19 protein-coding genes are annotated in these 23,788 nt (G+C 67.0%); 7 read left to right on the top strand and 12 right to left on the bottom strand.

Translation table 11 applies throughout. The features are described from left to right. The 4 genes from BMZ19_RS06535 to BMZ19_RS06520 all read right to left on the bottom strand — a co-directional run bounded on the left by BMZ19_RS06535 (position 1) and on the right by BMZ19_RS06520 (position 3,218). Positions 1 to 1,131: an efflux RND transporter periplasmic adaptor subunit gene (locus BMZ19_RS06535; protein ID WP_090309174.1), complete on the bottom strand. Its 1,131-nt coding sequence runs from the start codon at positions 1,129 to 1,131 to the stop codon at positions 1 to 3. Positions 1,132 to 1,347: 216 nt separating this feature from the next. Further along, positions 1,348 to 1,704 carry a histone-like nucleoid-structuring protein, MvaT/MvaU family gene (locus tag BMZ19_RS06530; protein WP_090308655.1) on the bottom strand — a complete coding sequence of 119 codons (357 nt, stop codon included), beginning with the start codon at positions 1,702 to 1,704 and terminating at the stop codon, positions 1,348 to 1,350. A gap of 341 nt (positions 1,705 to 2,045) precedes the next feature. Further along, positions 2,046 to 2,732, bottom strand: a complete 687-nt coding sequence (locus BMZ19_RS06525) for a UPF0149 family protein (RefSeq protein ID WP_170847712.1) — start codon at positions 2,730 to 2,732, stop codon at positions 2,046 to 2,048. A gap of 138 nt (positions 2,733 to 2,870) precedes the next feature. After that, positions 2,871 to 3,218 (bottom strand): YajD family HNH nuclease, encoded by a 348-nt coding sequence (locus BMZ19_RS06520; protein ID WP_090309170.1) that lies wholly within the window; start codon positions 3,216 to 3,218, stop codon positions 2,871 to 2,873. Between the two features lie 387 nt (positions 3,219 to 3,605). Between BMZ19_RS06520 and BMZ19_RS06515 the strand changes: the two genes are divergently transcribed. Continuing rightward, positions 3,606 to 6,785 carry a DUF3427 domain-containing protein gene (locus BMZ19_RS06515; protein ID WP_212633202.1) on the top strand — a complete coding sequence of 1,060 codons (3,180 nt, stop codon included), beginning with the start codon at positions 3,606 to 3,608 and terminating at the stop codon, positions 6,783 to 6,785. A gap of 38 nt (positions 6,786 to 6,823) precedes the next feature. Then, a complete protein-coding gene (locus BMZ19_RS06510) occupies positions 6,824 to 7,609 on the top strand; it encodes an HNH endonuclease (RefSeq protein WP_090308648.1) in 786 nt (261 codons plus the stop codon). 2 nt (positions 7,610 to 7,611) lie between these two features. Here BMZ19_RS06510 and BMZ19_RS06505 read toward each other — a convergent pair whose 3' ends face one another. Beyond that, positions 7,612 to 8,250, bottom strand: a complete 639-nt coding sequence (locus tag BMZ19_RS06505; protein ID WP_090308646.1) for a TetR family transcriptional regulator — start codon at positions 8,248 to 8,250, stop codon at positions 7,612 to 7,614. 166 nt (positions 8,251 to 8,416) lie between these two features. Here BMZ19_RS06505 and BMZ19_RS06500 point away from each other — a divergent pair, with 166 nt between their 5' ends. From BMZ19_RS06500 to adeC, 3 genes are read left to right on the top strand one after another with little or no spacing between them, the layout of a single operon-like run. Further along, positions 8,417 to 9,592, top strand: a complete 1,176-nt coding sequence (locus tag BMZ19_RS06500; RefSeq protein WP_090308643.1) for an efflux RND transporter periplasmic adaptor subunit — start codon at positions 8,417 to 8,419, stop codon at positions 9,590 to 9,592. Positions 9,593 to 9,604: 12 nt separating this feature from the next. Then, positions 9,605 to 12,745 carry an efflux RND transporter permease subunit gene (locus BMZ19_RS06495; protein WP_090308639.1) on the top strand — a complete coding sequence of 1,047 codons (3,141 nt, stop codon included), beginning with the start codon at positions 9,605 to 9,607 and terminating at the stop codon, positions 12,743 to 12,745. Then, positions 12,742 to 14,136 carry an AdeC/AdeK/OprM family multidrug efflux complex outer membrane factor gene (gene adeC, locus BMZ19_RS06490; protein ID WP_090308636.1) on the top strand — a complete coding sequence of 465 codons (1,395 nt, stop codon included), beginning with the start codon at positions 12,742 to 12,744 and terminating at the stop codon, positions 14,134 to 14,136. Before BMZ19_RS06495 ends, adeC begins: the two co-directional genes overlap by 4 nt. Before the next feature lie 111 nt (positions 14,137 to 14,247). On the opposite strand, the gene BMZ19_RS06485 is transcribed toward adeC, so the two are convergent. The 7 genes from BMZ19_RS06485 to BMZ19_RS06455 form a co-directional block, all read right to left on the bottom strand. Next, positions 14,248 to 15,468 (bottom strand): methyltransferase, encoded by a 1,221-nt coding sequence (locus tag BMZ19_RS06485; RefSeq protein ID WP_090309165.1) that lies wholly within the window; start codon positions 15,466 to 15,468, stop codon positions 14,248 to 14,250. Positions 15,469 to 15,470: 2 nt separating this feature from the next. Next, positions 15,471 to 16,163, bottom strand: a complete 693-nt coding sequence (locus BMZ19_RS06480; RefSeq protein WP_090308634.1) for an ABC transporter permease — start codon at positions 16,161 to 16,163, stop codon at positions 15,471 to 15,473. Beyond that, positions 16,160 to 16,855 (bottom strand): ABC transporter permease, encoded by a 696-nt coding sequence (locus BMZ19_RS06475; RefSeq protein WP_090308630.1) that lies wholly within the window; start codon positions 16,853 to 16,855, stop codon positions 16,160 to 16,162. The genes BMZ19_RS06480 and BMZ19_RS06475 overlap by 4 nt, the downstream gene beginning before the upstream one ends. A gap of 44 nt (positions 16,856 to 16,899) precedes the next feature. Further along, complete coding sequence (locus BMZ19_RS06470) at positions 16,900 to 17,652, bottom strand: ABC transporter substrate-binding protein (RefSeq protein ID WP_090308627.1); 753 nt, start codon at positions 17,650 to 17,652, stop codon at positions 16,900 to 16,902. A gap of 63 nt (positions 17,653 to 17,715) precedes the next feature. After that, positions 17,716 to 18,489 (bottom strand): ABC transporter ATP-binding protein, encoded by a 774-nt coding sequence (locus BMZ19_RS06465; RefSeq protein WP_090308624.1) that lies wholly within the window; start codon positions 18,487 to 18,489, stop codon positions 17,716 to 17,718. A gap of 110 nt (positions 18,490 to 18,599) precedes the next feature. Further along, positions 18,600 to 19,679, bottom strand: a complete 1,080-nt coding sequence (gene trmA, locus BMZ19_RS06460) for a tRNA (uridine(54)-C5)-methyltransferase TrmA (protein ID WP_090308623.1) — start codon at positions 19,677 to 19,679, stop codon at positions 18,600 to 18,602. Between the two features lie 261 nt (positions 19,680 to 19,940). Continuing rightward, positions 19,941 to 21,068, bottom strand: coding sequence for a methyltransferase (locus BMZ19_RS06455; protein ID WP_090308620.1), 1,128 nt, complete (start codon positions 21,066 to 21,068; stop codon positions 19,941 to 19,943). Between the two features lie 71 nt (positions 21,069 to 21,139). Between BMZ19_RS06455 and BMZ19_RS06450 the strand changes: the two genes are divergently transcribed. After that, a complete protein-coding gene (locus BMZ19_RS06450) occupies positions 21,140 to 21,916 on the top strand; it encodes a ferredoxin--NADP reductase (RefSeq protein ID WP_090308617.1) in 777 nt (258 codons plus the stop codon). Between the two features lie 287 nt (positions 21,917 to 22,203). Then, positions 22,204 to 23,766, top strand: a complete 1,563-nt coding sequence (locus BMZ19_RS06445) for a TerC family protein (RefSeq protein WP_090308615.1) — start codon at positions 22,204 to 22,206, stop codon at positions 23,764 to 23,766. Positions 23,767 to 23,788: the final 22 nt, after the last annotated feature.

Raw genomic sequence — 23,788 nt, 5'->3', positions numbered from 1 at the left:
TTACTCCGTCACGCCGGCGGGCAGCGCCTGCAGGGCGAGGCGCACGCGCTGGCCGGGCTCGGCGTCGGCGACCAGCACCTGGTCGCCCTCGCTCAGACCGTCGAGCACCTCGCTGAGCGCGGTGCTGCGCAGACCGAGCCGCACGCTCACCGCCTCCACGCGGTTGTCCTGCACGCGCAGCACCTCGGCGCGTTCGCCGGCGATCCGCCGCAGGGCATCGTTGGCGATCACCAGGGCGCGCTCGCGGCGTGCGGTGTCGATGTTCACCGATACGGTCATGCCCTGGCGCAGGAAATCGGCCGGCTCGATGAGGTCCAGGTGCACGTCCACGGTGCCGCGGGCGGTATCCACCGCCGGGGCGATATAGCTGACGCGGGCCGCCAGCACCCGCCCGGGCCAGGCGTCGGCGACGATGCGCGCGCTCTGCCCGAGGGCCACCGGGGCGAGGTTCTTCTCGTCAAGCGGCAGGAGAATCTCGCGGCTGCCGGCGCGGGCGATCTCCAGCAGGGTGTCGCCGGGACGCACCAGATCGCCCGGCTCGACATTGCGCGTCTGCACGGTGCCGGCGACCTGGGCATGAATGCGGGTCTTGGCCAGGGTGGCGCGGGCCTGCTCCAGGCGCTGGCGCAGCACCTGTTCCTCGCTGCCGTCGCTGGCCAGCGCGGCGGCGGCCAGTTCGGCGCGCGCGCGGGCCTCGCGGGCGCTCACTTCGGCGCGGCGCGCCTGCTCGCGGGCCTCGGCGGAGAGCAGCTGGCGGGCGAACAGCGCCTCTCGGCGCTGGCGTTCGCGGCTGGCCTGGTCGAGATTGCTCTGCGCTTCACGCAGCGCCGCCAGCGCCTGCGGCCGGCTGGAGTCGGTCAGCTGGCGCAGCGCCGCCTCGGCTTCGCGCAGGCGGGCCTGTTGTTCGTCGTCGTGCAGCTCCAGCAGCAGGTCGCCCGGCTGGACTAGATCGCCCTCGCGCACACGGCGGGTCTTGATCACCCCGGTCAGCTCGCTGCCGATGCGCGCCAGCGACTGGCTGCTCACCTCGCCGCTGGCCACCACGCGCTGCACCAGCGGACGCAGCTCCAGCTGATAGGCGGGCAGCAGCGGGCCTTGCCAGTGGCGCCAGGCGAACCACGCCAGCAGCATCAGCGGCAGGAGGACAAGGAAGAGGGCAGGGCGAAGACGCAAGGCGGCAGGCGACACGAATCACTCCCTGACAGGGTCGGTGTGGAGGGCCGCCAGTGTGCGAGAAAAGCGCGTGCCAGGCTACCGGCCGAGCGTCGCAGGGGCGGCGGCGCCCGGCGCCCGGCGCTGCGGGTCGGCGCCGGGGCAGCGGTCGTGCAGGTCGAGACCGCGCGGGTCTCAGTCCTTCTGCAGCCAGGTGCTGACGAACTTCTCGCCGTGTTCGGCTTTCCAGGCCTTGAGCGTCTTGTTGTTGCCGCTCTTGGTTTGCAGCACTTCGCCGGTGATCGGGTTGGTCCAGATCTGCGTCTTGCGCACGCGCCGGCCAACTTCGAGTTCGGCAATCTGGATCGGCTGCGGGTCGAGAATGTCGACGATGTTCTGCAGCTTGAAGCCGTATTCCTTCAGCAGCGATTTGAGCTTGTCTTCAAACTCGATTTCGCGCTCGAGTTCTTTGTCATGCTTGAGCGATTCCAGGCGCGCCAGTTGTTCCCTGAGGGCCTGTTCGGCCTTGCGGAATTCCAACAGTTTGGACATCAAATTTCTCCGGGTGGATAGGGGAGGTCTGCAATAAGAAGAATATCCGGGTACGCGAAATCCGCGCACTCCTTGCGCCTATTTTCGCCACGGATTAAGGGGAAGTCTGAAAAACCACTTGTCGTCGCTCCCGCACAGGCGGAAGCCCAGCTGCCACGGGCCTTCTGGATTCCCGCCTGGGCGGGAATGACTACTTCCTCAGAGTTTCCTGAGGTGATGCTTTTTATAGAGACTGTTGCCGGCCGTCAATAGAAGGAGCGGGTAGCGGCCAACACCTATTCCCCTTCTCGCCGCAATGGGCGAGGGAGAATAGGCGCATTCAGCGAAATGTCAGTGCGACATCAGTGCAGGCAGCACTGCTTGAACTTCTTGCCGCTGCCGCACGGGCACGGATCGTTGCGGCCGGTCTTCGGTGCCTTGGGCTTTTCCGCCTCGGTCATCCAGAAATCGCGAATGGCGAAGACCAGATCCGGCAGGCTTTCACGCATCTCTTCGCGCTCCTCCTCGGTGACTTCCTCTTCGCCTTCCAGCGAATAGGCTCCGCTGAGCAGCATGAACGGCAGCAGCAGTTCCGGCTGCGCCTCCTGCAGGGTTGCCCAGTCCTTCTCGCGCAGCTCGACGCCGCGCATGTAGCCGTAGCACCACTCGTCGACCACCACTTCCTCGCTGCCGTCCTCCTCGCTGATCTCGTAGATCGGCGCGAAGCTTTCCGGGTCCTCGAACAGGCTGTTGGCCAGCGCGTTCATGTGGCGCATCAGCAGGTCGGTTAGCTTCTGCAGTTCGGCTTCCGACTCGAACTTCGGCAGCTTGCCGCGCCACAGCGCCGGCAGCCATTCCGACGGCGAAATCGGGTTGAGCCCGGTCAGCACCGCGGTGAGAAAGCCGTCCAGCTCGGAAATGCTGAACACGCAGTCCACTTCCTGGCTGTCCTTGGCATGGTCCTGCTCGACCTTTTCCGAGTAGCTGAACAGCAGCTCGTTCAGTTCATCGATTTCCGCTTCGTCGAGCGGCTTTTCGTGCTCTTGCATGGAATTGTTCCTGGTCATTCTGGTTGGCGCGCATGTTAACAGGAGCGCCGCTGGCCCAGCGGGAAAACCAGCTGGGTGGCGAGGGGTTTCAGTGCCACTGGTCGACACCGCGGCCGGGGGCGGCGGTCGCTCGGCGAGTTACTTCTTTTCGTCGATCAGCGACTTCAGATTGGCGAACGGATTGTGCTTCACCTGCGGCGACTTCTCGCCGGGAATCACCGCGCTGCCGTTTTCGCCGTTGTAGATCGAATACTTGGAATGCTCGTGGTCATGGCAGTACAGGCACAACAACTCCCAGTTACTGCCATCGGCCGGATTGTTGTCGTGATTGTGGTCGATATGGTGGACCGTCAGCTGGCTCAGGTTGGAATAGGCGAATTCCCGCGCGCAGCGTCCGCAGACCCACGGATACATCTTCAGGGCCTTGTCCCGATACCCCGACTCGCGCTGCCTGTAGCTGGCGCTGCTACCTGTTCTGTCCGACATGGTGATACTCGCACTTTCGATCATTGGATAAGGCCGCGCCAAACTGCGCCGCCGCTGGTGGCGAGTGTTGGCCATGTTCGCCGGCCAGGCAAGAGGGACGCGCCGGACTGCAGTTGTGCATGGCTTCCAGGTTGGCCGTCTGCATCCGCTGGAGCGCGGTGCTGAGGGCGCTGCTGGTGGGGATCAGGGGGCTGGCGGAGTGATAGCATGGCCGCTCGATGGGAGTGCAGCAGGGCAAGGACGTGACGCGTGAACGATAAGTGGGACCCTTCCGAGCACCGCAGCGCCAGCGCCGTCAGCGCGCCGGCACGCCTGGTCACTGGCGGCGAAGCCGATCATTTCCTGCCGCACCTGTGCGCAGCGATCAACGCCGCCAGCGAAATCGACATGGCGGTGGCCTTCGTCAAAAGCACCGGTCTGCGCCTGCTGTTGCCGGACTTGCTGGGCGCGTTGACGCGCAGCGACGAGATCTCTGCGGCACTGGGGCCGGCGCGGTTGCGCATCATCACCAGCGATTATCTCGACATCACCGATCCCGACGCGCTGCGCCGCTTGATGCTGCTGCAAGAGCAGGGCGCCGAGGTGCGCGTCTATGAAAGCGCCGGCAGCAGCTTCCATATCAAGGCTTACCTGTTCGCCGCTGTGGATCAGCACGGCCCGTTACGCGGCCAGGCCTTTATCGGCTCCAGCAATATCAGCCGTCAGGCGCTGCAGGATGGCCTGGAGTGGAACTACCGCATCGACTATCCGGGCGATGCGGGTTTTCTCGAGGCGCGCCGGCGTTTCGACGAGTTGTTCGCCCACCCGCGGGCCAGGCCGCTGTCCGATGCCTGGATCGACGCCTACGAAGCGCGGCGCATCCCGCCGCCACGGGCGATTGCGCCGGGGAGTCAGGAGCAAGAGCCGACACCGCAGCCGAGCGCCATCCAGGTCGAGGCGCTGCAGGCCCTGCTGCGCAGTCGTGCCGAGGGCTACCGCCGCGGCCTGGTGGTACTCGCCACCGGTCTGGGCAAGACCTGGCTGGCCGCCTTCGATGCCGAGCAGTTCGGCGCGCGGCGGGTGCTGTTCGTCGCTCATCGCGAGGAGATCCTCAATCAGGCGGCGGAAACCTTCCTGCGCATTCGGCCGACCGCGCGGGTTGGTTTTTATCGGGGCCAGCAGCGCGATAGCCAGGTGGATGTGCTGTGCGCTTCGGTGCAGACCCTGGGCCGCGTCGCCCATCTCGAACGCTTCGTACCGCAGCACTTCGATTACGTGGTGATCGATGAATTTCACCATGCCGCCGCGCCGACCTATCACCGCCTGCTCAACCACTTTGCGCCGAGCTTCCTGCTCGGCCTGACCGCCACGCCGGATCGTACCGACCAGTCGGATATTCTTTCCCTGTGCGACGGCAACCTGGTATTCACTCGCGACTTGTTCACCGGCATCCACAGCCAGTTGCTCGCGCCGTTCCACTATTACGGGGTGTTCGACGATAGCGTGGATTACGCGGAAATCCCCTGGCGCAACGGCCGTTTCGACCCCGCGCAGCTGAGCAGCAAATTGGCGACCCTGAGTCGTGCCCGCCATGCTTTGAAAATCTGGCGCAGCCACGCGCAGAGCAAGACGCTGGCGTTCTGTGTATCGATTCGGCATGCCGAGTTCATGGCCGAGTATTTCCAGCAGCAGGGGGTCCGGGCCGCTGCGGTATATGCCGCGTCGCCCTTGTCGCGTGGCGAAGCGCTGGAGCAATTGGCTGACGGTCGGCTACAAACGATCTTTTCGGTGGACCTGTTCAACGAAGGCGTCGACCTGCCGGCCATCGATACGGTGATGATGCTGCGCCCGACCGAATCGAAAATCCTCTTTTTGCAGCAACTGGGTCGAGGCTTGCGTAAGGCCCAGGGTAAAGAGCAGTTGGTGGTGCTCGACTTTATCGGCAACCACCAGAGCTTCCTGCACAAGCCGCAGGCGTTGATGGGTCGCAGCATGAATCATCGGCAATTGGCCGACTATGCGCGTGCGGCCGAAGATCATCGCCTGGAATTGCCGGACGGCTGTTTCATCTATTACGACCTGCAGTTGATCGACTTCCTCAAGGCCCTGGATGGTGAGGGCGTGCAGAAGGATTACCAGGCGCTGCGTGAAGGGCTGGGGCGGCGGCCGAGCCTGACCGAGTTCTATCGCTTCGGCGCCAGCTTGCCCGAGATGCGCAAGCAGTTCGGTTCCTGGTTCGCGCTGGTCGAGGCGATGGGCGATCTGACTGCAAGCGAATGCGAGGTGCTGAGCGCCCAGCACGTGCTCCTGGCGGAAGTTGAGGTGCGCAAAGTCGCCGGCAGCCTTGAGATCCTCTTGCTGGAGGCTTTCCAGGAGCTGGACGGCTGGCGCGTGGCGCCGTCCTTGAGCGCCTTGGCCGCGCGCGGCTGGCAGACGCTGCAGCGCCGCCGCTCGTTGCTGGCGGATCTGCCAGCAGTGTTGCGTCAGGGGAATAGCGGTGTGGATGCGCCATGGCAGCGTCACTGGCTAGACCATCCCGTCGCCGCCTGGACGGGCGGTCCGCGCAAACCCGGCGAGCGGGTATTTTTCCGTATCGACGGCGAAGCGCTGCGCCCCACGCGGGCGGTGGCCGAGGCGCAGGCGCCCGTATTGGCCGAGTTACTGCAGGAGCTGCTGGACTACCGCCTGGCAGCCTACGTGGTGCCTGAGAAACCCGGGGATCCGCCAGTCCCAATTGAGCGCCCTGGCACCGAATTGCCGTTCTTCCCCAACCTGAAAATTGCCTGCGGCCACTTCAAGACCGGCACGGCCGATTGCGAGGAGTACCGATTCCTCGGCGAAGGGCATGGCCGTCTCGATCCCGCCCGCCACTTCATCGCCCGCGCCTCGGGCAACTCGATGAATGGCGGCAAAAATCCCATCAATGATGGCGACTACCTGCTGCTGGAGCAGATCAACCCGAGCAGTGCGGGCTCCATCACCGGCTCGATCATGGCCATAGAGCGCCAGGACGGTGCCGGTGACAACCAATACCTGCTACGGGTCATCCTCAAGGAGCGCGACGGCAGCTACGTGCTGCGCGCCAACAACCCCGACTACGCCGATATGCCGGTGACCGAAGAGTTGCGCGAGCAACTGCGCACTTTTGCCCGCCTCAGGGCAGTGCTCGATCCGCTGGAAATGGCGGTGGGGCAACGGCTGATGCGCGAGGAGATTCCGCCGTTGTTCGGCGTGGAGTTCAATACTGGCAGTTGGAATGTCGGGCACGTGTTCCTGGCCGAGGCTAAGTCCCACGTATTGCTGGTGACCCTGAACAAGCAGGGCAAGGCCGAAGAGCACCGTTATCTGGATCACTGGATCGACGAGCGCACCTTTCACTGGCAAAGCCAAAATTCGACTACGCCCGATAATAAGCGTGGCCGGGAAATCATCGAGCATGAAAAGCGCGGGCTGAGCGTGCACTTGTTTGTCCGTGAGGATCGCAAGCAAGCAGGCAAGGCCGCACCTTTCACCTATCACGGCCCGGTTCGTTACCGCTGCCATAGCGGCAGTGCGCCGATGAGCGTGGAGTTTGAGTTGCTCAACTGAACTATGTGAGTCGTTGTAATCAGCAGGGAGGCGGCAATATGCGCAAGAATTTATGGCCGGCAGATCACGTCAAGCTGGCGTTGCATCTGTATTGCCAACTGCCCTTCGGCCGTCTGGATCAGCGAACTCCGGAAGTGATCGAGCTGGCCGGGCTGATTGGTCGCTCACCGGGGGCGGTGGCGTACAAGCTGAGCAATTTGGCCAGCCTCGATCCGGTGATTACCGCCAGCGGGCGCAAGGGGCTGACAGGGGCTTCCAACCTGGATAAAGCCATCTGGGCGCAGTTCCATGCCGACTGGGAAGGTCTGGCGCTGGAGTGCTCCGGCCTGCTCGCCGCCTTGCGCAGTGAACACAACATGCCGGCTGACGACCTGGAGCGGGACGAGGCCGGCGACGGGTTGGCGCTTGCCGACTTCACCGGCGCCACCCGCCAGGTGCTGGTCGAACAGCGCATCAAGCAGCAGTTCTTCCGCCGCGCGGTGCTCGGTAGTTATCGCGGGCGCTGCTGCATGTCCGGTTTGAGCGAGCCGCGGCTGCTGCTGGCCAGCCATATCGTGCCCTGGAGTGCGGACCAGGCGAATCGCCTGAACCCGGCCAATGGCCTGTGTCTGTCGGCCTTGCACGACCGGGCGTTCGATCAGGGGCTGATTACCCTTGAGGACGACTTCACCATCACGCTCTCCGAGCAGTTGCGCCAGCGCGGCGAGCCCTTCGCCCGCGAGGTGTTCTGGCCGCTGGCCGGCCGGCAGATCGAGTTGCCCGAGCGCTTCATGCCCAGCGTCGAGTTCCTCGCCTGGCATCGGCAGCAGGTGTTTGTCGGTTGAATCTATGGCTTATGGCGCAACGCCGGGCTGAACCGGAGCATGTCGAGCAGGGCATCCACCAGGGCTCCGGCTTCGCGGTCGAGGGGGTAGCTGTCGGGACGCAGCAGCCAGTTGTTGATCAGGCCGTGGATGTAGGCGTGCACGGCGATGGCTGCGCGGCGAAGGTCGAGGTCGGCGGGCAGCTGGCCACGCTGCACGGCATGGCGCAGGGACAGGGCGATGTCCTGGTCGATATCGTCGCCGGTGGCCTGCAGATGCTGGCGCAGGTCGGCCTGCTCGCCGGCCAGTTCGCACTTGTGGTGGAGGATTTCGCTGACCCGGCGCTGCTGTGGGTCTTCCACCACCTTGCACAGGAAGTGGCTGAGGATGCTGCGCATCTGGCCCAGCGGGTCGGGTTCCTCGGGATCGCGGGCGGCGGCGCAGACGACCTTGTTGGCGTCATGCTGGCGGTTGAACATTGCATGGAAAATGTCGGTCTTGCTGGTGAAGTGCCAGTACAGGGCGCCGCGCGACACGCCGGCATCGGCGGCGATGTCGGCCATGGTGGTGTGGGCCACGCCCTTGGCGGCGAACACGCGTTCGGCGCTGTCGAGGATCTGCTGGCGGGTGATTTCGGCTTCTTCTTTTGTTCTGCGGGCCATCGGGATTCTCATGCGCCGGTCGGGGCGGTTTGGTAATGCTGAGCGAAAATTGTAACAGTCGCGCGCTTGCAAACAGTCGCGAATGTAAGTATATTGGCAAGTCTTGGAGATTCAACCTCTCCCCCACTCATTCCCTTGCTTGTGCACACGAATTCGAGGCTTTCCGATGAATAGCGCATCCGCACGCGCGGCGCTGGGTCTTGTCGCCCTGTCGTCGCTCCTGTTGCTGGCCGGCTGTGGCAAAGAGGACGCGGCCGGGCCGCAGGCTCGCCCCGCCCCGCAGGTGGGGGTGGTGACCCTCGAGGCCCAGCCGTTCACCCTGACCACCGAGCTGCCGGGCCGTACCGCGGCCTATCGGGTGGCCGAGGTGCGTCCGCAGGTCGACGGCATCGTGCAGAAGCGTCTGTTCAAGGAAGGCAGCGAGGTCAAGGCTGGCCAGCAGCTGTACCAGATCGATCCGGCGATCTATCAGGCGACCCTGAAGAGTGCCGAGGCCAGCGTGCTGTCCAGCCGTTCGCTGGCCGAGCGCTACAAGGTGCTGGTCGCCGACCAGGCGGTCAGCCGTCAGCAGTACGACGAGGCGCGCGCGGCACAGCTGCAGGCCGAGGCGGCGCTGGAGAAGGCGCGCATCGACGTGCGCTACACCAAGGTGCTGGCGCCGATCAGCGGGCGCGTCGGTCGCTCGGCGGTGACCGAGGGCGCGCTGGTGAACAACGGGCAGAGCCAGGCGCTGGCGCAGATCCAGCAGCTCGATCCGATCTATGTGGACGTGACCCAGTCGGCCAGCGAGCTGCTGCGCCTGCGTCGCGAACTGGCCAGCGGCCAGCTGGAGCAGATCGGCGGCGCGGCGAAGGTGAACCTGACCCTGGCCGATGGCAGCACCTACGCCCATGCCGGGCGTCTGGAGTTCTCCGAGGTGTCGGTGGACCAGGGCACCGGCTCGGTGGTGCTGCGCGCGGTGTTCCCCAACCCGGAGCAGGTGCTGCTGCCGGGGATGTTCGTCCAGGCGCAGCTGCAGACCGGCGGCAAGGCGGCGGCGATCCTCGCTCCGCAGCAGGGCGTGGCACGCAACGCCAAGGGCGAGGCCACCGCGATGGTGGTCAACGCCGACAACAAGGTGGAGCCGCGGGTCCTCAAGGCCGAGCGTACTGCCGGCAGCTTCTGGCTGGTCAGCGAGGGCCTGCAGCCGGGTGACCGGCTGATCACCGAGGGCCTGCAGTTCATCAAGCCGGGCGTCGAGGTACAGGTCAAGCCGGCGAGCAATGTGCCGGCACTGTCGGGTGCCACCGTGGCCCAGCCGACTGAACAGAAGCCTGCCCAGCAGCCGGCTCAGAGCCGTTAAGGGAGCGCTGTCATGTCGAGATTCTTTATCGACCGGCCCATCTTCGCCTGGGTGATCGCCCTGGTGATCATGCTGGCCGGTGGTCTGTCGATCCTCAAGTTGCCGATCAACCAGTACCCGAGCATCGCCCCGCCCGCGGTGGGCATTTCCGTGCGCTATCCGGGCGCCTCGGCGCAGACGGTGCAGGACACCGTGGTGCAGGTGATCGAACAGCAGCTCAACGGGATCGACGGCCTGCGCTACATCGCCTCGGAGAGCAACTCCGACGGCAGCATGACCATCACCGCCACCTTCAACCAGGGCACCGATCCGGACATCGCCCAGGTGCAGGTGCAGAACAAGCTGCAGCTGGCCACCCCGCTGCTGCCGCAGGAAGTGCAGCAGCAGGGCATCCGGGTGACCAAGGCGGTGCGCAACTTCCTGCTGGTGATCGGCCTGGTTTCCGAAGACGGCAGCATGGACCGCAACGACCTGGCCGACTACATCGTTTCCAACATCCAGGATCCGCTGTCGCGGACCCCGGGAGTGGGCGACTTCCAGGTGTTCGGCGCCCAGTACGCCATGCGCATCTGGCTGGATCCGGCGAAGCTGAACAACTACGCGCTGACCCCGGTGGATGTGAAGAGCGCCATCCAGGCGCAGAACGTGCAGATCTCCTCCGGCCAGCTCGGCGGCCTGCCGGCCTCGCCGGGCCAGCAGCTGACCGCCACCATCATCGGCAAGACCCGCCTGCAGACCCCCGAGCAGTTCCGCGACATCCTCCTCAAGGTCAATGCCGACGGCTCGCAGGTGCGCCTCAAGGACGTCGCCCGCGTCGAGCTGGGCGGCGAGAACTACAGCATCAGCGCCGAGTACAACGGCCTGCCGGCCACCGGCATCGCGGTCAAGCTGGCCACCGGCGCCAACGCGCTGGATACCGTGGCGGCGGTGCGCCAGACCCTGGCCGATCTGGAGCCGTTCTTCCCGCCGGGGATGAAGGCGGTCTATCCGTACGACACCACGCCGGTGATCTCGGCGTCGATCATGGGCGTGGTGATGACCCTGTTCGAGGCCATCGCCCTGGTGTTCCTGGTGATGTACCTGTTCCTGCAGAACTTCCGCGCCACGCTGATCCCGACCCTGGCGGTGCCGGTGGTGCTGCTCGGCACCTTCGGCATCCTCGCGGCCTTCGGCTTCAGCATCAACACCCTGACCATGTTCGCCATGATCCTGGCCATCGGCCTGCTGGTGGACGACGCCATCGTGGTGGTGGAGAACGTCGAGCGGGTGATGAGCGAGGAGGGGCTGTCGCCACTGGAGGCCACCCGCAAGTCGATGGGGCAGATCCAGGGCGCGCTGGTCGGCATCGGCCTGGTGCTGTCGGCGGTGTTCGTGCCGATGGCATTCTTCCCCGGCTCCACCGGGGTGATCTACCAGCAGTTCTCGATCACCATCGTCTCGGCCATGGTGCTGTCGGTGTTGGTGGCGCTGATCTTCACCCCGGCACTGTGCGCGACCCTGCTCAAGCCGATCGCCAAGGGCGAGCATCACCACAAGGGCGGCTTCTTCGGCTGGTTCAACCGCAACTTCCAGCGCGGCGTCGACGGCTACGAGCGCGGCGTCAAGGCGGTGCTCAAGCGCAAGGCACCCTACCTGCTGATGTACCTGGTGATCGTCGCCATCATGGCGTGGATGTTCACCAAGATCCCCACCACCTTCCTTCCCGAGGAAGACCAGGGCGTGCTGTTCACCCAGGTGCAGACCCCGGCCGGCTCCAGCGCCGAGCGTACCTACGAGGTGGTTCGCCAGATGCGCGAGTACCTGCTCGAGGAGGAGGGCGACGTGGTCAGCTCGGTGTTCACCGTCAACGGCTTCAACTTCGCCGGTCGCGGGCAGAGTTCGGCCATGGCGTTCATCAACCTCAAGCCGTGGAGCGAGCGCAGCGAGCCGGGACAGGGTGTGTTCGAGCTGGCGCAGCGTGCCCAGCAGCGCTTCTTCGGCTTCCGCGATGCGCTGGTGTTCGCCTTCGCCCCGCCGGCGGTGATGGAACTGGGCAACGCCACCGGCTTCAACGTGTTCATCCAGGACCGTGCCGGCGTCGGCCACCAGGTGCTGACCGCAGCGCGCGACCAGTTCCTCCAGCTGGCCGGGCAGAATCCCAAGCTGGCCGGGGTGCGCGCCAACGGATTGCGTGACGAGGCGCAGTACCAGCTGCTGATCGACGACGAGAAGGCGCGCGCCCAAGGCGTGGCGCTGTCCGAGATCGACCAGACCCTGTCGATTGCCTGGGGTGGCAGCTACGTCAACGACTTCATCGACCGCGGTCGGGTGAAGAAGGTCTACCTGCAGGGAGATGCCGACGCGCGGATGGACCCCGAGGATCTCGACAAGTGGTTCGTGCGCAACGCCGAGGGCCAGATGGTGCCGTTCAGCGCCTTCGCCAGTGGCCAGTGGATTTATGGTCCGCCCAAGCTGTCGCGCTACAACGGCGTGCCGGCGATGGAGGTGCTGGGCGCCGCGGCGCCGGGCTACAGCTCGGGTGAGGCGATGATCGAGGTCGAGAAACTCGCCGCCGAGCTGCCGCCGGGGGTGGGCATTGCCTGGACCGGGCTGTCCTACGAGGAGCGTCTGGCCGGCGGCCAGGCGCCGGCGCTGTATGCGCTGTCGCTGCTGGTGGTGTTTCTCTGCCTGGCGGCGCTGTACGAGAGCTGGTCGATTCCGTTCTCGGTGATGCTGGTGGTGCCGCTGGGGATCATCGGCGCGCTGCTGGCCACCTACGGGCGCGGGCTGTCCAACGACGTGTACTTCCAGATCGGCCTGCTCACCACCATCGGCCTGTCGGCGCGCAACGCGATCCTCATCGTCGAGTTCGCCAAGTCGCTGCATGCGCAGGGCATGAGCCTGGTCGACGCCGCGGCACAGGCCTGCCGCATGCGTCTGCGACCAATCGTGATGACCTCGCTGGCGTTCATCCTCGGCGTGGTGCCGCTGGCCATTTCCAGCGGCGCCGGCGCCGGCAGCAAGCACGCCATCGGCACCGGGGTGATCGGCGGCATGCTCTCCGCGCTGGTGCTGGCGATCTTCTGGATCCCGCTGTTCTACGTGCTGGTCTGCTCGCTGACCGAACGCAAACGCAAGCCGGCAGTGCAGGCCGAGAAGGAGTCCGCGCAGTGAACAAGTCGATCCTGACCCTGAGCATCGTCCTGGCGCTGGGCGGCTGCTCGCTGATCCCCGACTACCAGCGCCCGCAAGCACCGGTGGCTGATGCCTGGCCGGTGGGCGCGGCCTACCGCGAGGCCGGCACGCCGGCGGCGGCGCTGCCCGAGTGGCGCAGCTTCTTCCGCGATCCGGCGCTGCAGCGGCTGATCGAGCAGGCGCTGGACAACAATCGCGACCTGCGCGTGGCCGCGCTCAACGTCGAGGCCTACCAGGCGCTGTACCGCATCCAGCGCGCCGAGCTGTTCCCGCAGGTCGACGCCAATGCCAGCGGCACCCGCCAGCGTCTGCCGGCCGACCTGACGCGTACCGGCCAGGCCGAAACCAATGGCGAATACGGCGCCAGCCTCGGCGTCAGCGCCTGGGAGCTGGACCTGTTCGGCCGCCTGCGCAGCCTGAACCAGGCGGCCATGGAGCAGTACTTCGCCACCGCGCAGGCGCAGCGCGCCACGCAGATCAGCCTGGTGGCCAGCGTAGCCAACGCCTGGCTGACCCTGCAGGCCGACCGCGAGCTGCTCACGCTGAGCGAGGAAACCCTCAAGACCTACGCGCAGAGCCATGCGCTGACCCAGCGCAGCTTCGACGTCGGCGTGGCTTCGGCGCTGGAGCTGCAGCAGTCACGCACCGCGGTGGAGGGCGCGCGGGTCAGCGTCGCCCAGTACACCCGCCTGGTCGCCCAGGACGGCAACGCCCTGCAGCTGCTGCTCGGCAGCGGCGTGCCGGCCGACCTGCCGGCAGCGCAGGCGCTGGATCAGGCCGTGCTCGCCGAGCTGCCGGTGGGGTTGCCCTCCGAGCTGCTGCAGCGCCGCCCGGACATCCTCCAGGCCGAGCATGCGCTCAAGGCGGCCAACGCCGATATCGGCGCGGCGCGCGCGGCGTTCTTCCCCAGCATCAGCCTGACCGCCAAGGCCGGCACCACCAGCACCGAGCTGTCCGGGTTGTTCAAGGGCGGCAGCGGTACCTGGCTGTTCCAGCCGCAGATCAACCTGCCGATCTTCACCGCCGGCAGCCTCAAGGCCAATCTCGACTACGCCAAGCTGCAGAAGGACATCCAGGTGGCGCAGTACGAGCAGGCCATCCAGATCGCGTTCAGCGAGGTCGCCGACGGGCTGGCCGCGCGCGGCACCTACCACCAGCAGCTCGCGGCGCAGCGCGATCTGGTCGAGGCCAGCTCCGAGTACTACCGCCTGGCCGAGACCCGCTACCGCACCGGCGTCGACAGCCAGCTGACCCTGCTCGACGCCCAGCGCCAGCTGTTCGTCAGCCGCCAGCGGCTGATCGATACCCGCCTGGCCCAGCTGGGCGGCGAGATCAGCCTGTTCAAGGCGCTGGGTGGCGGGGTGGAGTGACGCCGAACGGTGATGGCGGCCACACCTTGCGTGGCCGCCTGATCGGCAGGCGCGTGGCGCCGCTGGAGTAGCGAAGGCGCCCCTTGCGGGCGCCTTTTGCGTTTCTGACGGTTAGTCGCGCTCGGCCAGCAGCAACAGGTTGCGCGGGGTCAGGCGGTAGTCGCAGAAGGTGCCGAGGCGCACCGCATAGCCCTGTTCTTCGAGATACAGGGCGCGATCGAGCAGCAGCCACACTTCCAGCGGGCGGCGGAACAGGCCGCGCACCAGTTCCAGATTGCGCACCTCGGCCAGGCGCTGCCAGCCGGCGGCTTCCAGCGCGGCCCAGTTCCGTTCGCCCGGCTCGGGCAATCCCTTCAGCGCGGCCAGATCGCGGCACCAGTCGGCGAACGGCTTGTGCAGCCAGGCCGGCGGCAGCGAGGGAGTCGGCAGGTAGGCGTCCACCCCGCGCAGCTCCCGCTGCAGGCTGTCGAAGGCCAAGCGGCGGGCCATCGAGTGGTCGCGCTGGCGGCGCACCCGGTTGCCGGCGGTGACGGTTTCCTGCAGCGGCAGGCCGAGGTCATCGCGGCCCAGGTGCAGCGTCGAGGCCTGGGCGGCCTGCGACAGCGGGGCATAGCGTTCTGCGTCGATGCGGTTGTAGCAGCACGGCGCCACCGCCAGCTGGCGGCAGCCGCTGCGGCTGGCCAGCTGCAGGAGGCGCATGTGCAGCGCGCCGCAGGCGTGCAGGGCCACCGGGGTGTGCTCGCCGAGCAGGCAGCCTTCGGCGCTGGCGTCCAGCACGTCCTGCTCGAGGTGCCGGGCGTCCAGCGCCAGGCGCCGGCTCAGGCGCTGGCCGTCGGCGACCAGCGCGGCATCGTATTCCAGGCAGGTCAGCGGCGTACCGGCATGGGCCAGGCGGCGGCCGAGGTGGCCCTTGCCGGCGCACCAGTCGAGCCAGTGGCGGACCGGCTGGCGGAAGTCCAGGCTGGCGGCGAAGGCGTCGATCTGCTGCCACTTGCGCCCCGGCACGTCGACGCTGAACGACGCCGGCAGGCTGGCCAGCGCGCTGGCCGGCAGCGGGCCGACCGCGGCCAGCTCGGCGCTGCGGGCGGCCAGCTCGGCAAAGGGCGCCGGAGCGTCCCGCAGCTGTTCGGGATGGTTGTGCACCGCCTCGGCCTGCTCCAGGCTGCGGCCGCGCAGCCAGCCGGCCAGTGCGGGGTGAGCGGCCTCCCAGCCCAACGTGCGCTGGACGAACGGCTTTTCGCGCCACAGCGCCTGGTGCGCGAGCAGGAAGGCATCCAGCACGGCAAAGCGCTGGCCCAGCAGGGGGCCATGGAGAATGTCGGGCACGGCCAGCCTCAGCGCGCCCGCGCCGCGTCCACCCGCAGCCAGCGCTCGATGCCGCGGAAGATCCAGGTCAGGGCGATGGTGATGATCAGGTAGAGCACCCCGGCGAAGACGAAGAAGAACATCTGCTCGTAGGTGCGCGCGCTGATGGTCTTGGCCATGCCCATGATGTCGTAGAGGGTCACGGTGTAGACCACCGCGCTGGCCTTGAGCATCAGGATCACTTCGTTGGTGTAGGCCGGCAGGCCGATGCGCGCGGCGCGCGGCAGGATGATGTGCCACAGCGCCTGGCGTCTGGACATGCCCAGCGCGCGGGCCGCCTCCACCTCGCCGACCGGCACGGCGTGGATCGCCCCGCGCATGATCTCGGCGATGTAGGCCGCGGTGTGCAGAGTCATGGTCAGCAGTGCGCACCAGTACGGGTCGCGCAGGAACGGCCATAGCACGCTCTGACGCACTGCCGGGAACTGGGCCAGGCCGTAGTAGACGATGAACAGCTGCAGCAGCAGCGGCGTGCCGCGGAAGAAGAAGATGTACGCCGAGGGCAGCGCGCGCACGTACCAGTGCCGCGAGGCGCGACTGATGCCCAGGGGCAGGGCGACGATCAGCCCGGCGACCACGGCGATCGCCACCAGCTCGAGGGTCAGGGCGACGCCGTCGAGCATCTTCGGGGTCCATTTGACCAGCAGTTCCCAGCCGCTCATAGCTCATTCCTCGCGATGCCGCGGCCGGCGCGCTTTTCCAGCTGATGCAGGACCAGCATGACGATCACGGTAAGGCCGAGGTAGATGGCCGCGGCGCTCATGTAGAAGGTGAAGGGCGCCTTGGTGGCGTTGGAGGCGACGCTCGCCTTGCGCATGATTTCCTCCAGCGAGATCAGCGACACCAGCGCGGTGTCCTTGAGCAGGATCATGTACAGGTTGCCAAGGCCGGGCAGGGCGGTGCGCCACAGCTGCGGCAGGGTGATGCGCCAGAAGATCCACAGGCCCGACAGGCCGAGCGCCTGGCCCGCCTCGTGCTGGCCCTTGGGAATGGCCAGCAGCGCGCCGCGGAACACCTCGCTGGCGTAGGCGCCGAAGCATAGGCCCAGCGCCAGGGTGCCGGCGGCGAACGGATTGAGGGCCAGTTCGGGGTAGCCCAACAGCGCGCCGAAGGCATTGAGGCCGCTCACCGTGCCGTAGTAGATCATCAGCACCCAGAGGGTTTCCGGCACGCCGCGCACCAAGGTGGTATAGCCACCACCGAGCAGGCGCAATGCCAGGTGCCCCGAGGTCTTGGCGAGGGCGCCGAGCAGGCCGAGGACAAGCCCGACGCTGACGGCAGCGACGGACAGTTTGATGGTCATCCAGGTGCCGGCGGCCAGCGCCGGCCCGAAGCCTTGAAGGTCAGGAATCATGGTTTGTCGGCAGCGCGCCGCCGGGACGACGCGCCGCTACCGGCTCAGTAGATGCTGAAGGGGAAGTACTTGTCGTTGATCTGCTGGTAGGTGCCGTCCTCGACGATCGCCTTGAGGGCGCCGTTGAGCTTCTCGCGCAGGGCGTCGTCGCCTTTGCGTACGGCGATGCCGATCTTGTCGTCGTCGTACACCGGCTCGCCCTTGAATTCGAAGTCCTTGCCGGCGTCGCTCTTCAGCCACTCCCAGTTGACCAGCTTATCGGCCAGCACGCCGTCCACCCGACCGGAGGCGAGGTCGAGGTAGGCGTTCTCCTGGGTGTCGTAGAGCTTCACCTCGACCACGTCGCCGAGGTTGTCCTCCAGCCAGGTGCCGGCGATGGTGGCGCGCTGGGCGCCGATCACCTTGCCCTCCAGGCTGACCTCGTCGGTCTTGAAGTCGACCGACTTGGGCGCGATGAACTGCAGCTTGTTGGTGTAGTAGGGATCGGTGAAGTCCACCGCCTGCTTGCGCTCGTCGGTGATCGACATGGAGGCGGCGATGAAGTCGAACTTCTTGGCATTCAGTGCGGGGATGATGCCGTCCCAGTCGGAGGTGACGATCTCGCACTCGGCCTGCATCTTCACGCACAGGGCCTTGGCGATCTCGACGTCGAAGCCGACCACGTTGCCGCTGGCGTCGATCTGGTTGAAGGGCGGGTAGGCGCCTTCGGTGCCGATGCGCAGCTTGTCGGCGGCCAGCGCCGGGGTGGCGAAGACCAGGGCTGCGGCAAAGGCCAGCAGCGAGTTGCGGATTTTCATGGGTAGGGCTCCTTGAGTGGCTTTCCGTCGCCCGGCCGCGGCGCAGGCGCGTCGGCCGAGTTGTTATTTGAGGCTAGACATGAACTGACGGCAGCGCTCCGAGGCCGGGTTGCCGAACACCTGGTCCGGCGGCCCCTGCTCCTCGACCAGGCCCTGGTGGAGGAACACCACTTCGCTGGACACCTGGCGGGCGAAATTCATCTCGTGGGTGACCAGCAGCATGGTGCGGCCCTCTTCGGCCAGCGCGCGGATCACGTTGAGCACTTCCTGGACCATCTCCGGGTCGAGGGCCGAGGTCGGCTCGTCGAACAGGATGACCTTGGGCTCCATGCACAGGGTGCGGGCGATGGCCGCGCGCTGCTGCTGGCCGCCGGACAGCTGGGTCGGATAGCTGTGGCGCTTGTCGGCGATGCCGACCTTGGCCAGCAACGCCTCGGCGCGCTCGGTGGCCTCTACCTTGCTCAGGCCCAGCACGCGGCGCGGCGCCTCGATGATGTTGTCGAGGATGCTCATGTGCGGCCACAGGTTGAAGTTCTGGAACACGAAGCCCAGCTGGCTGCGCAGGCGGTTGATCTGTCGGTTGTCGGCGGCGACCAGCGCGCCGTCCTTGCCCGGCTTGAGCTTGAGCTCCTCGCCGGCGACGAAGATCTGCCCCTGGTACGGGCTCTCCAGCAGGTTGATGCAGCGCAGGAAGGTCGACTTGCCGGAACCGGAGGAACCGAGGATGGAAATGACGTCGCCGTCGCGGGCGGTCAGCGAGATGCCCTTGAGTACCTCGAGATCGCCGTAGCGCTTGTGCAGGTTGCGGATTTCCAGCGCCGGAGTGGCTGCGGCCATGGGGGTATTCCTGATGTTGTTATCCGGATCAAGCTAGCACAGCGGCCCTCGGCATCGCCATGGGGCGCCGGGGCCGGCTGCTGCGGTTTGTTGTGGCGTCTGTCGCGGGCTCAGCGCCGCTCCAGCAGCACGCCGCTTTCCATGTGGTGGGTCCAGGGGAACTGGTCGAACAGGGCGCAGCGCACGATCTTGTGGGTGTCGTTGAGCTGGGCGAGGTTGGCGGCCAGGGTCTCCGGGTTGCAGGAGATGTACAGAATGCGCTCGAAGCGGCGGGTCAGCTCGCAGGTGTCCGGGTCCATGCCGGCGCGCGGCGGGTCGACGAACACGCTGCCGAACTGGTAGCCCTTGAGGTCGATGCCGGCCAGGCGGCGGAACGGGCGCACCTCGTTGAGCGCCTGGGTCAGCTCCTCGGCGGACAGGCGCACCAGCTCGATATTGTCGATGCCGTTGCCTTCCAGGTTGGCCAGCGCGGCGTTGACCGAGCTCTTGCTGATCTCGGTGGCCAGCACCTTGCGCACGCGGGTGGACAGCGGCAGGGTGAAGTTGCCGTTGCCGCAGTACAGCTCGAGCAGGTCGTCGTCGCGCTCGCCGAGCACCTCGACGGCCCAGTTGAGCATCTTCTGGCAGATGATGCCGTTGGGCTGGGTGAAGGCGCCCTCCGGCTGGCGGTAGCGGAAGCGGCGTCCGGCCACCAGCAGCTCTTCCTCGGCATAGTCCTTGCCGATGACGATGCGTTTGCCGCGTGAACGGCCGATCAGGCTGACGCCCAGCGCGGCGGCAACGCGCTCGGCGGCCACCCGCCAGGCGTCGTCGAGCGGACGGTGGTAGCACAGGGTGATCAGCGCATCGCCGGCCAGGGTGGTGAGGAATTCGACCTGGAACAGCTTGAAGCCGATCACCGGGTCGGCCCAGGCGGCCTTGAGGCGGGGCATCAGCTCATTGATGCGCTGGCTGGCGACCGGGAAGTCCTCGAGCAGGATCGGCGTGTGCTTGTCGCCGGCGGCGAACATGGCGTAGTGGCGATCCTCGCCTTCGCGCCACAGGCGGAACTCGGCGCGCAGGCGGTAGTGCTCGCCGGGCGAGTCGAACACCTCCGGCTCGGGGGCGTCGAACGGCGCCAGCAGGGTCTGCAGGCGGGCCTTCTTCTCGGCAAGCTGGGCGGCGTACGGGGTCGGATCAAGCTGGGGCATCGGTCGCTCGTGGGAGTGCAGGGCGAACGCGGTCGCCATCAATCGGAATAGCCGGGCGGGGGCCCGGAACAGCAGGCGCGCATCATACCAGCGGCGGCCGGCTGATGAAATTTTGCCCAGTGGCGGAGCTGTCGCTGCGCTCTTGTGGGAGGCCCGACCTCGGGGCGATGTGTTTGACCTTGGGGCGGGCCTGCGATCCGCATCGCCGCGAGGGCGCGCCTCCCACAGGGAGCGGGAGACGCTGCGGTTCGTTCGGCGCGCTCAGCCCTTGCGCGCCTTGAGAATGACGAACTTGGGCGTCGCCGCCACCTGCTCGACCTCGCGGAACAGGCGCTTGAGCTTGGCGTGGTAGCCGAGGTGGCGGTTGCCGACGATCCACAGTTCGCCGCCGTGGCGCAGGGCGGCATGCGCCTGCTTGAACATGCGCCAGGCGAGGAAGTCGCCGACCACCTGCTGCTGGTGGAACGGCGGGTTGCACAGCACCACGTCCAGCGAGTCGGCCGGCTGGCCGGCCAGGCCGTCGGCGGCGCGCAGCTCCACCGGGCGCTCGCCCAGCGCCGCGCGCCAGTTCGCTTCCGCAGACTGGATGGCCATGAACGACTCGTCGAGCAGCAGGTACTGCGCGTGGGGGTTGTCCAGTGCGCTGACGATGGCCAGCACGCCGTTGCCGCAGCCCAGGTCCGCCACCCGCGCCTCGCCCAGGCCCACCGGCAGGTGCGGCAGGAAGGCGCGGGTGCCGATGTCCAGGCCCTCGCGGCAGAACACGTTGGCGTGGTTGACCAGCTGCAGCGGCGGGCTGTCCAGCTGGTAGCGGGTCGGGTAGGGCGACTGCGGGGCCGGCTTGTCCTCGGGGGGGGCGCTGAGCAGGCGCGCCTTCTTCACCGCCAGCGAGGCCTGCACCGGACCGACGTACCGCTCGAGCAGCTCGCCGGCGGCGCGCGGCAGGTGCTTGACCATGCCGGCGGCGATCACCCGCGCGCCGGGGGCGAGCTGGCCGTGCAGGCGGATCAGCTGTTCCTCGAGCAGTGCCAGGGTCTTCGGCACGCGGATCAGCACCACGTCGAACGGCCCTTCTGCGCACGCATTGGCCGGCACGAACCGCACGGCGTCCGCCGCCAGGCCGTTGCGCGCCAGGTTCTTGTGCAGCGCCAGGGCGCCGAGGAACGAGTCGCCGCTGCTGACCACCGTGGCATGGGGCGCCAGGGCGCAGGCCAGGGCGCCGAAGCCGTCGTTGAGCAGCAGCACGCGGCTGCCCGCGGCGAGGCCCTGCTGGTGCAGGTGCTCGAGCAGGTATTCGTCGGCGGCGTCGAAGGCCTGCAGCGGGTCGTGGCGCTGCTCGGGCTGGCGCAGCAGGTCGAGGCTGGCGAAGGGGGTGACGAACTGGGGCATGGGTGGGCGATTTGCGCTATATGAAGGAGGCCCTGCCGCAGCACCGGCCGCGGCAGCAGAGGGAGGCCAGTATGACGGTCAGCGAGGAGAAGTTCACCCGCCAGCGCCTGCTCGAGGTGTGGCGCTGGTCGCCGAGCCTGTTCAGCCTGCGTTGCACGCGCGATCCGGGTTTTCGTTTCCGTGCCGGCCAGTTCGCCCGCCTCGGCGTGCGCAAGGCCAGCGGCTGCATCGCCTGGCGCGCCTATTCGATGGTCTCTGCACCCCACGACGAGTTCCTCGAGTTCTTCTCCATCGTGGTACCGGACGGCGAGTTCACCAGCGAGCTGAAGCAGCTGGCGGTGGGCGACGAGCTGCTGGTGGAGCGCCAGGCCTACGGCTATCTCACCGTCGAGCGCTTCCCCGACGGCCGCGACCTGTGGCTGCTGGCCAGCGGTACCGGCGTCGCGCCCTTCCTGTCGATCCTCCAGGATCTCGAGGTGTGGCAGCGTTTCGAGCGCGTCGTGCTGGCCTACAGCGTGCGCACGGCCGCCGAGTTGGCCTATCAGCCGTTGATCGTCGAGCTGGGCCGGCGCGAGTGGCTGGAGGGGGTGGCAGACAAGCTCGTCTACCTGCCGGTGGTGACCCGCGAACAGGTGCCCGGTTGCCTGCATGCGCGCATCACCGCGCTGCTCGACAGCGGCGAGCTGGAGCGCGCTGCCGGGCTGACGCTCGATCCCGAGCATTCGCGGCTGATGCTCTGCGGCAACCCGGCGATGGTCGAGGAGCTGCACGAGCGCCTGAAACTGCGCGGCATGCAGCTCAGTCTGAGCCGGCGGCCGGGGCAGCTAGCGGTGGAGAACTACTGGTGATGCGTCGTCCCGTCATAAAACTGGTTACGTTTTTTCATGAAACCGATACACGACAGGCCTTATCATCGCCGGCCTGTTCCCTGTTGATGGTTGTCGATGGACAGCGATAGTTGTCAGCCGCCCGTGGCCTTTGCCCCGCGTGCGGCCTTCCCCCCTGCCTTGCCTGCTGCGCGGCGCGCTTCCTGCGTGGCTGCCTTCCCTGTATCCGCCCGTCTTCGGCACGCCGGCCATCTGGCCGTTGGCGTGCGGCTGCGCGTGCGTTGCATCCCTGAGAGAGTCTGACTGTTATGGAATGGATCGCCGATCCGACGGCCTGGATGGGGTTGCTGACCCTGATCGTCCTGGAAATCGTGCTGGGCATCGACAACCTGGTGTTCATCGCCATCCTTGCCGACAAGCTGCCGCCCGAGCAGCGCGACCGCGCGCGGCTGATCGGTCTGGGGCTGGCGCTGCTGATGCGCCTGGGCCTGCTGGCCAGCATGGCCTGGCTGGTGACCCTGACCAGCCCGCTGTTCGAGGTGCTCGGCCAGAGTTTCTCCGGACGCGACCTGATCATGCTGTTCGGCGGCGTGTTCCTGCTGTTCAAGGCCACCATGGAGCTGCACGAGCGCCTCGAGGGCCACGCTCAGCACAGCGCTGGCAGCCGCACCTACGCGCAGTTCTGGCCGGTGGTGGCGCAGATCGTGGTGCTCGATGCGGTGTTCTCGCTGGATGCGGTGATCACCGCGGTGGGCATGGTCGAGCAGCTGTCGGTGATGATGATCGCGGTGATGATCTCCATCGGCCTGATGATGGTGGCGAGCAAGCCGCTGACCGCCTTCGTCAACGCGCGGCCGACGGTGATCATGCTGTGTCTGGGCTTCTTGATGATGATCGGTTTCAGCCTGACCGCCGAGGGCTTTGGCTTCCACATTCCCAAGGGCTACCTGTACGCGGCCATCGGCTTCTCGATCCTCATCGAGGTGTTCAACCAGCTGGCGCGCTTTCGCCGCAAGCGCAGCCTGCAGGGCGAGCGCAGCCACCGCGAGCGCACCGCCCATGCGGTGCTGCGCCTGCTCGGTGGCAAGGTGCAGCCCGACGAGGTCGGCGAGGAGATCGCCGACATGCTCGACGGTGCCGCCGCCGGCGAGAGCGAGCTGTTCGACCGTCGCGAACGGGTGATGATCAGCGGCGTGCTGCACCTGGCCGAGCGCTCGATCCGCACGGCGATGACCGAGCGCCACGAGGTCGACCATGTCGATCTGGACGCTGCGCCGGAGCAGATCCAGCGGGTCCTGCTCGAGTCGCCGCACTCGCGGCTGCTGGTGCTGCGCGGCGGCGCGGTGGACGAGCCGCTGGGCTACGTGCACAAGAAGGAGCTGTTCAAGGAGCTGCTGCGCGGCGCGCAGCCGCACATCGAGGATCTGCTGCGCGCGCCGCTCAACCTGCCGGACAGCTGCTCGGTGCTCAACGCCCTCGAGCAGATGCGCCAGGCCTCGACCCACGTGGCCTTCGTGGTCAACGAGTTTGGCGAGTTCCAGGGCCTGCTGACCCTCACCGACATCCTCGAGGCGATCGCCGGCGAATTGCCGGATGCCAGCGAGGTGGAAGGGCCGGACATCGAGTCCTGCGCCGAGGGCTACAAGGTCAGCGGCGCGCTCAACCTCAGCCTGCTGCGCGAGCGGCTGGGCTTCCAGGCGCGGCCGACCGACGACTACCAGACCCTCGCCGGCCTGACCCTGAGCCTGCTCGACCGCCTGCCGGTGATCGGCGATGCCCTGGAGTTCGCCGGCTGGCAGCTGCGGGTGATCGAGGTCAAGGAGCGCAGGGTGAGCCGCCTGCTGCTCAAGCCGCCGGCCCAGATGGCGTGAAAACTGCTGCGCTTGCTCATGC

This window comes from Pseudomonas linyingensis, from assembly GCF_900109175.1.
Classification (GTDB): Bacteria; Pseudomonadota; Gammaproteobacteria; order Pseudomonadales; family Pseudomonadaceae; genus Geopseudomonas; species Geopseudomonas linyingensis.
The sequence above is the reverse complement of the archived record's forward strand: the minus strand, read 5'-3'. Positions and strand labels throughout refer to the sequence as shown.

What these genes read in the sequence shown, in the direction of transcription:
- BMZ19_RS06535 (WP_090309174.1), bottom strand. Translation starts at nt 1,131, where the DNA reads ATGCTGCTGGCGTGGTTCGCCTGGCGCCACTGGCAAGGCCCGCTGCTG.
- BMZ19_RS06530 (WP_090308655.1), bottom strand. Translation starts at nt 1,704, where the DNA reads ATGTCCAAACTGTTGGAATTCCGCAAGGCCGAACAGGCCCTCAGGGAA.
- BMZ19_RS06525 (WP_170847712.1), bottom strand. Translation starts at nt 2,732, where the DNA reads ATGCAAGAGCACGAAAAGCCGCTCGACGAAGCGGAAATCGATGAACTG.
- BMZ19_RS06520 (WP_090309170.1), bottom strand. Translation starts at nt 3,218, where the DNA reads ATGTCGGACAGAACAGGTAGCAGCGCCAGCTACAGGCAGCGCGAGTCG.
- BMZ19_RS06515 (WP_212633202.1), top strand. Translation starts at nt 3,606, where the DNA reads ATGGCGGTGGCCTTCGTCAAAAGCACCGGTCTGCGCCTGCTGTTGCCG.
- BMZ19_RS06510 (WP_090308648.1), top strand. Translation starts at nt 6,824, where the DNA reads ATGCGCAAGAATTTATGGCCGGCAGATCACGTCAAGCTGGCGTTGCAT.
- BMZ19_RS06505 (WP_090308646.1), bottom strand. Translation starts at nt 8,250, where the DNA reads ATGGCCCGCAGAACAAAAGAAGAAGCCGAAATCACCCGCCAGCAGATC.
- BMZ19_RS06500 (WP_090308643.1), top strand. Translation starts at nt 8,417, where the DNA reads ATGAATAGCGCATCCGCACGCGCGGCGCTGGGTCTTGTCGCCCTGTCG.
- BMZ19_RS06495 (WP_090308639.1), top strand. Translation starts at nt 9,605, where the DNA reads ATGTCGAGATTCTTTATCGACCGGCCCATCTTCGCCTGGGTGATCGCC.
- BMZ19_RS06480 (WP_090308634.1), bottom strand. Translation starts at nt 16,163, where the DNA reads ATGAGCGGCTGGGAACTGCTGGTCAAATGGACCCCGAAGATGCTCGAC.
- BMZ19_RS06475 (WP_090308630.1), bottom strand. Translation starts at nt 16,855, where the DNA reads ATGATTCCTGACCTTCAAGGCTTCGGGCCGGCGCTGGCCGCCGGCACC.
- BMZ19_RS06470 (WP_090308627.1), bottom strand. Translation starts at nt 17,652, where the DNA reads ATGAAAATCCGCAACTCGCTGCTGGCCTTTGCCGCAGCCCTGGTCTTC.
- BMZ19_RS06465 (WP_090308624.1), bottom strand. Translation starts at nt 18,489, where the DNA reads ATGGCCGCAGCCACTCCGGCGCTGGAAATCCGCAACCTGCACAAGCGC.
- trmA (WP_090308623.1), bottom strand. Translation starts at nt 19,679, where the DNA reads ATGCCCCAGCTTGATCCGACCCCGTACGCCGCCCAGCTTGCCGAGAAG.
- BMZ19_RS06455 (WP_090308620.1), bottom strand. Translation starts at nt 21,068, where the DNA reads ATGCCCCAGTTCGTCACCCCCTTCGCCAGCCTCGACCTGCTGCGCCAG.
- BMZ19_RS06450 (WP_090308617.1), top strand. Translation starts at nt 21,140, where the DNA reads ATGACGGTCAGCGAGGAGAAGTTCACCCGCCAGCGCCTGCTCGAGGTG.
- BMZ19_RS06445 (WP_090308615.1), top strand. Translation starts at nt 22,204, where the DNA reads ATGGAATGGATCGCCGATCCGACGGCCTGGATGGGGTTGCTGACCCTG.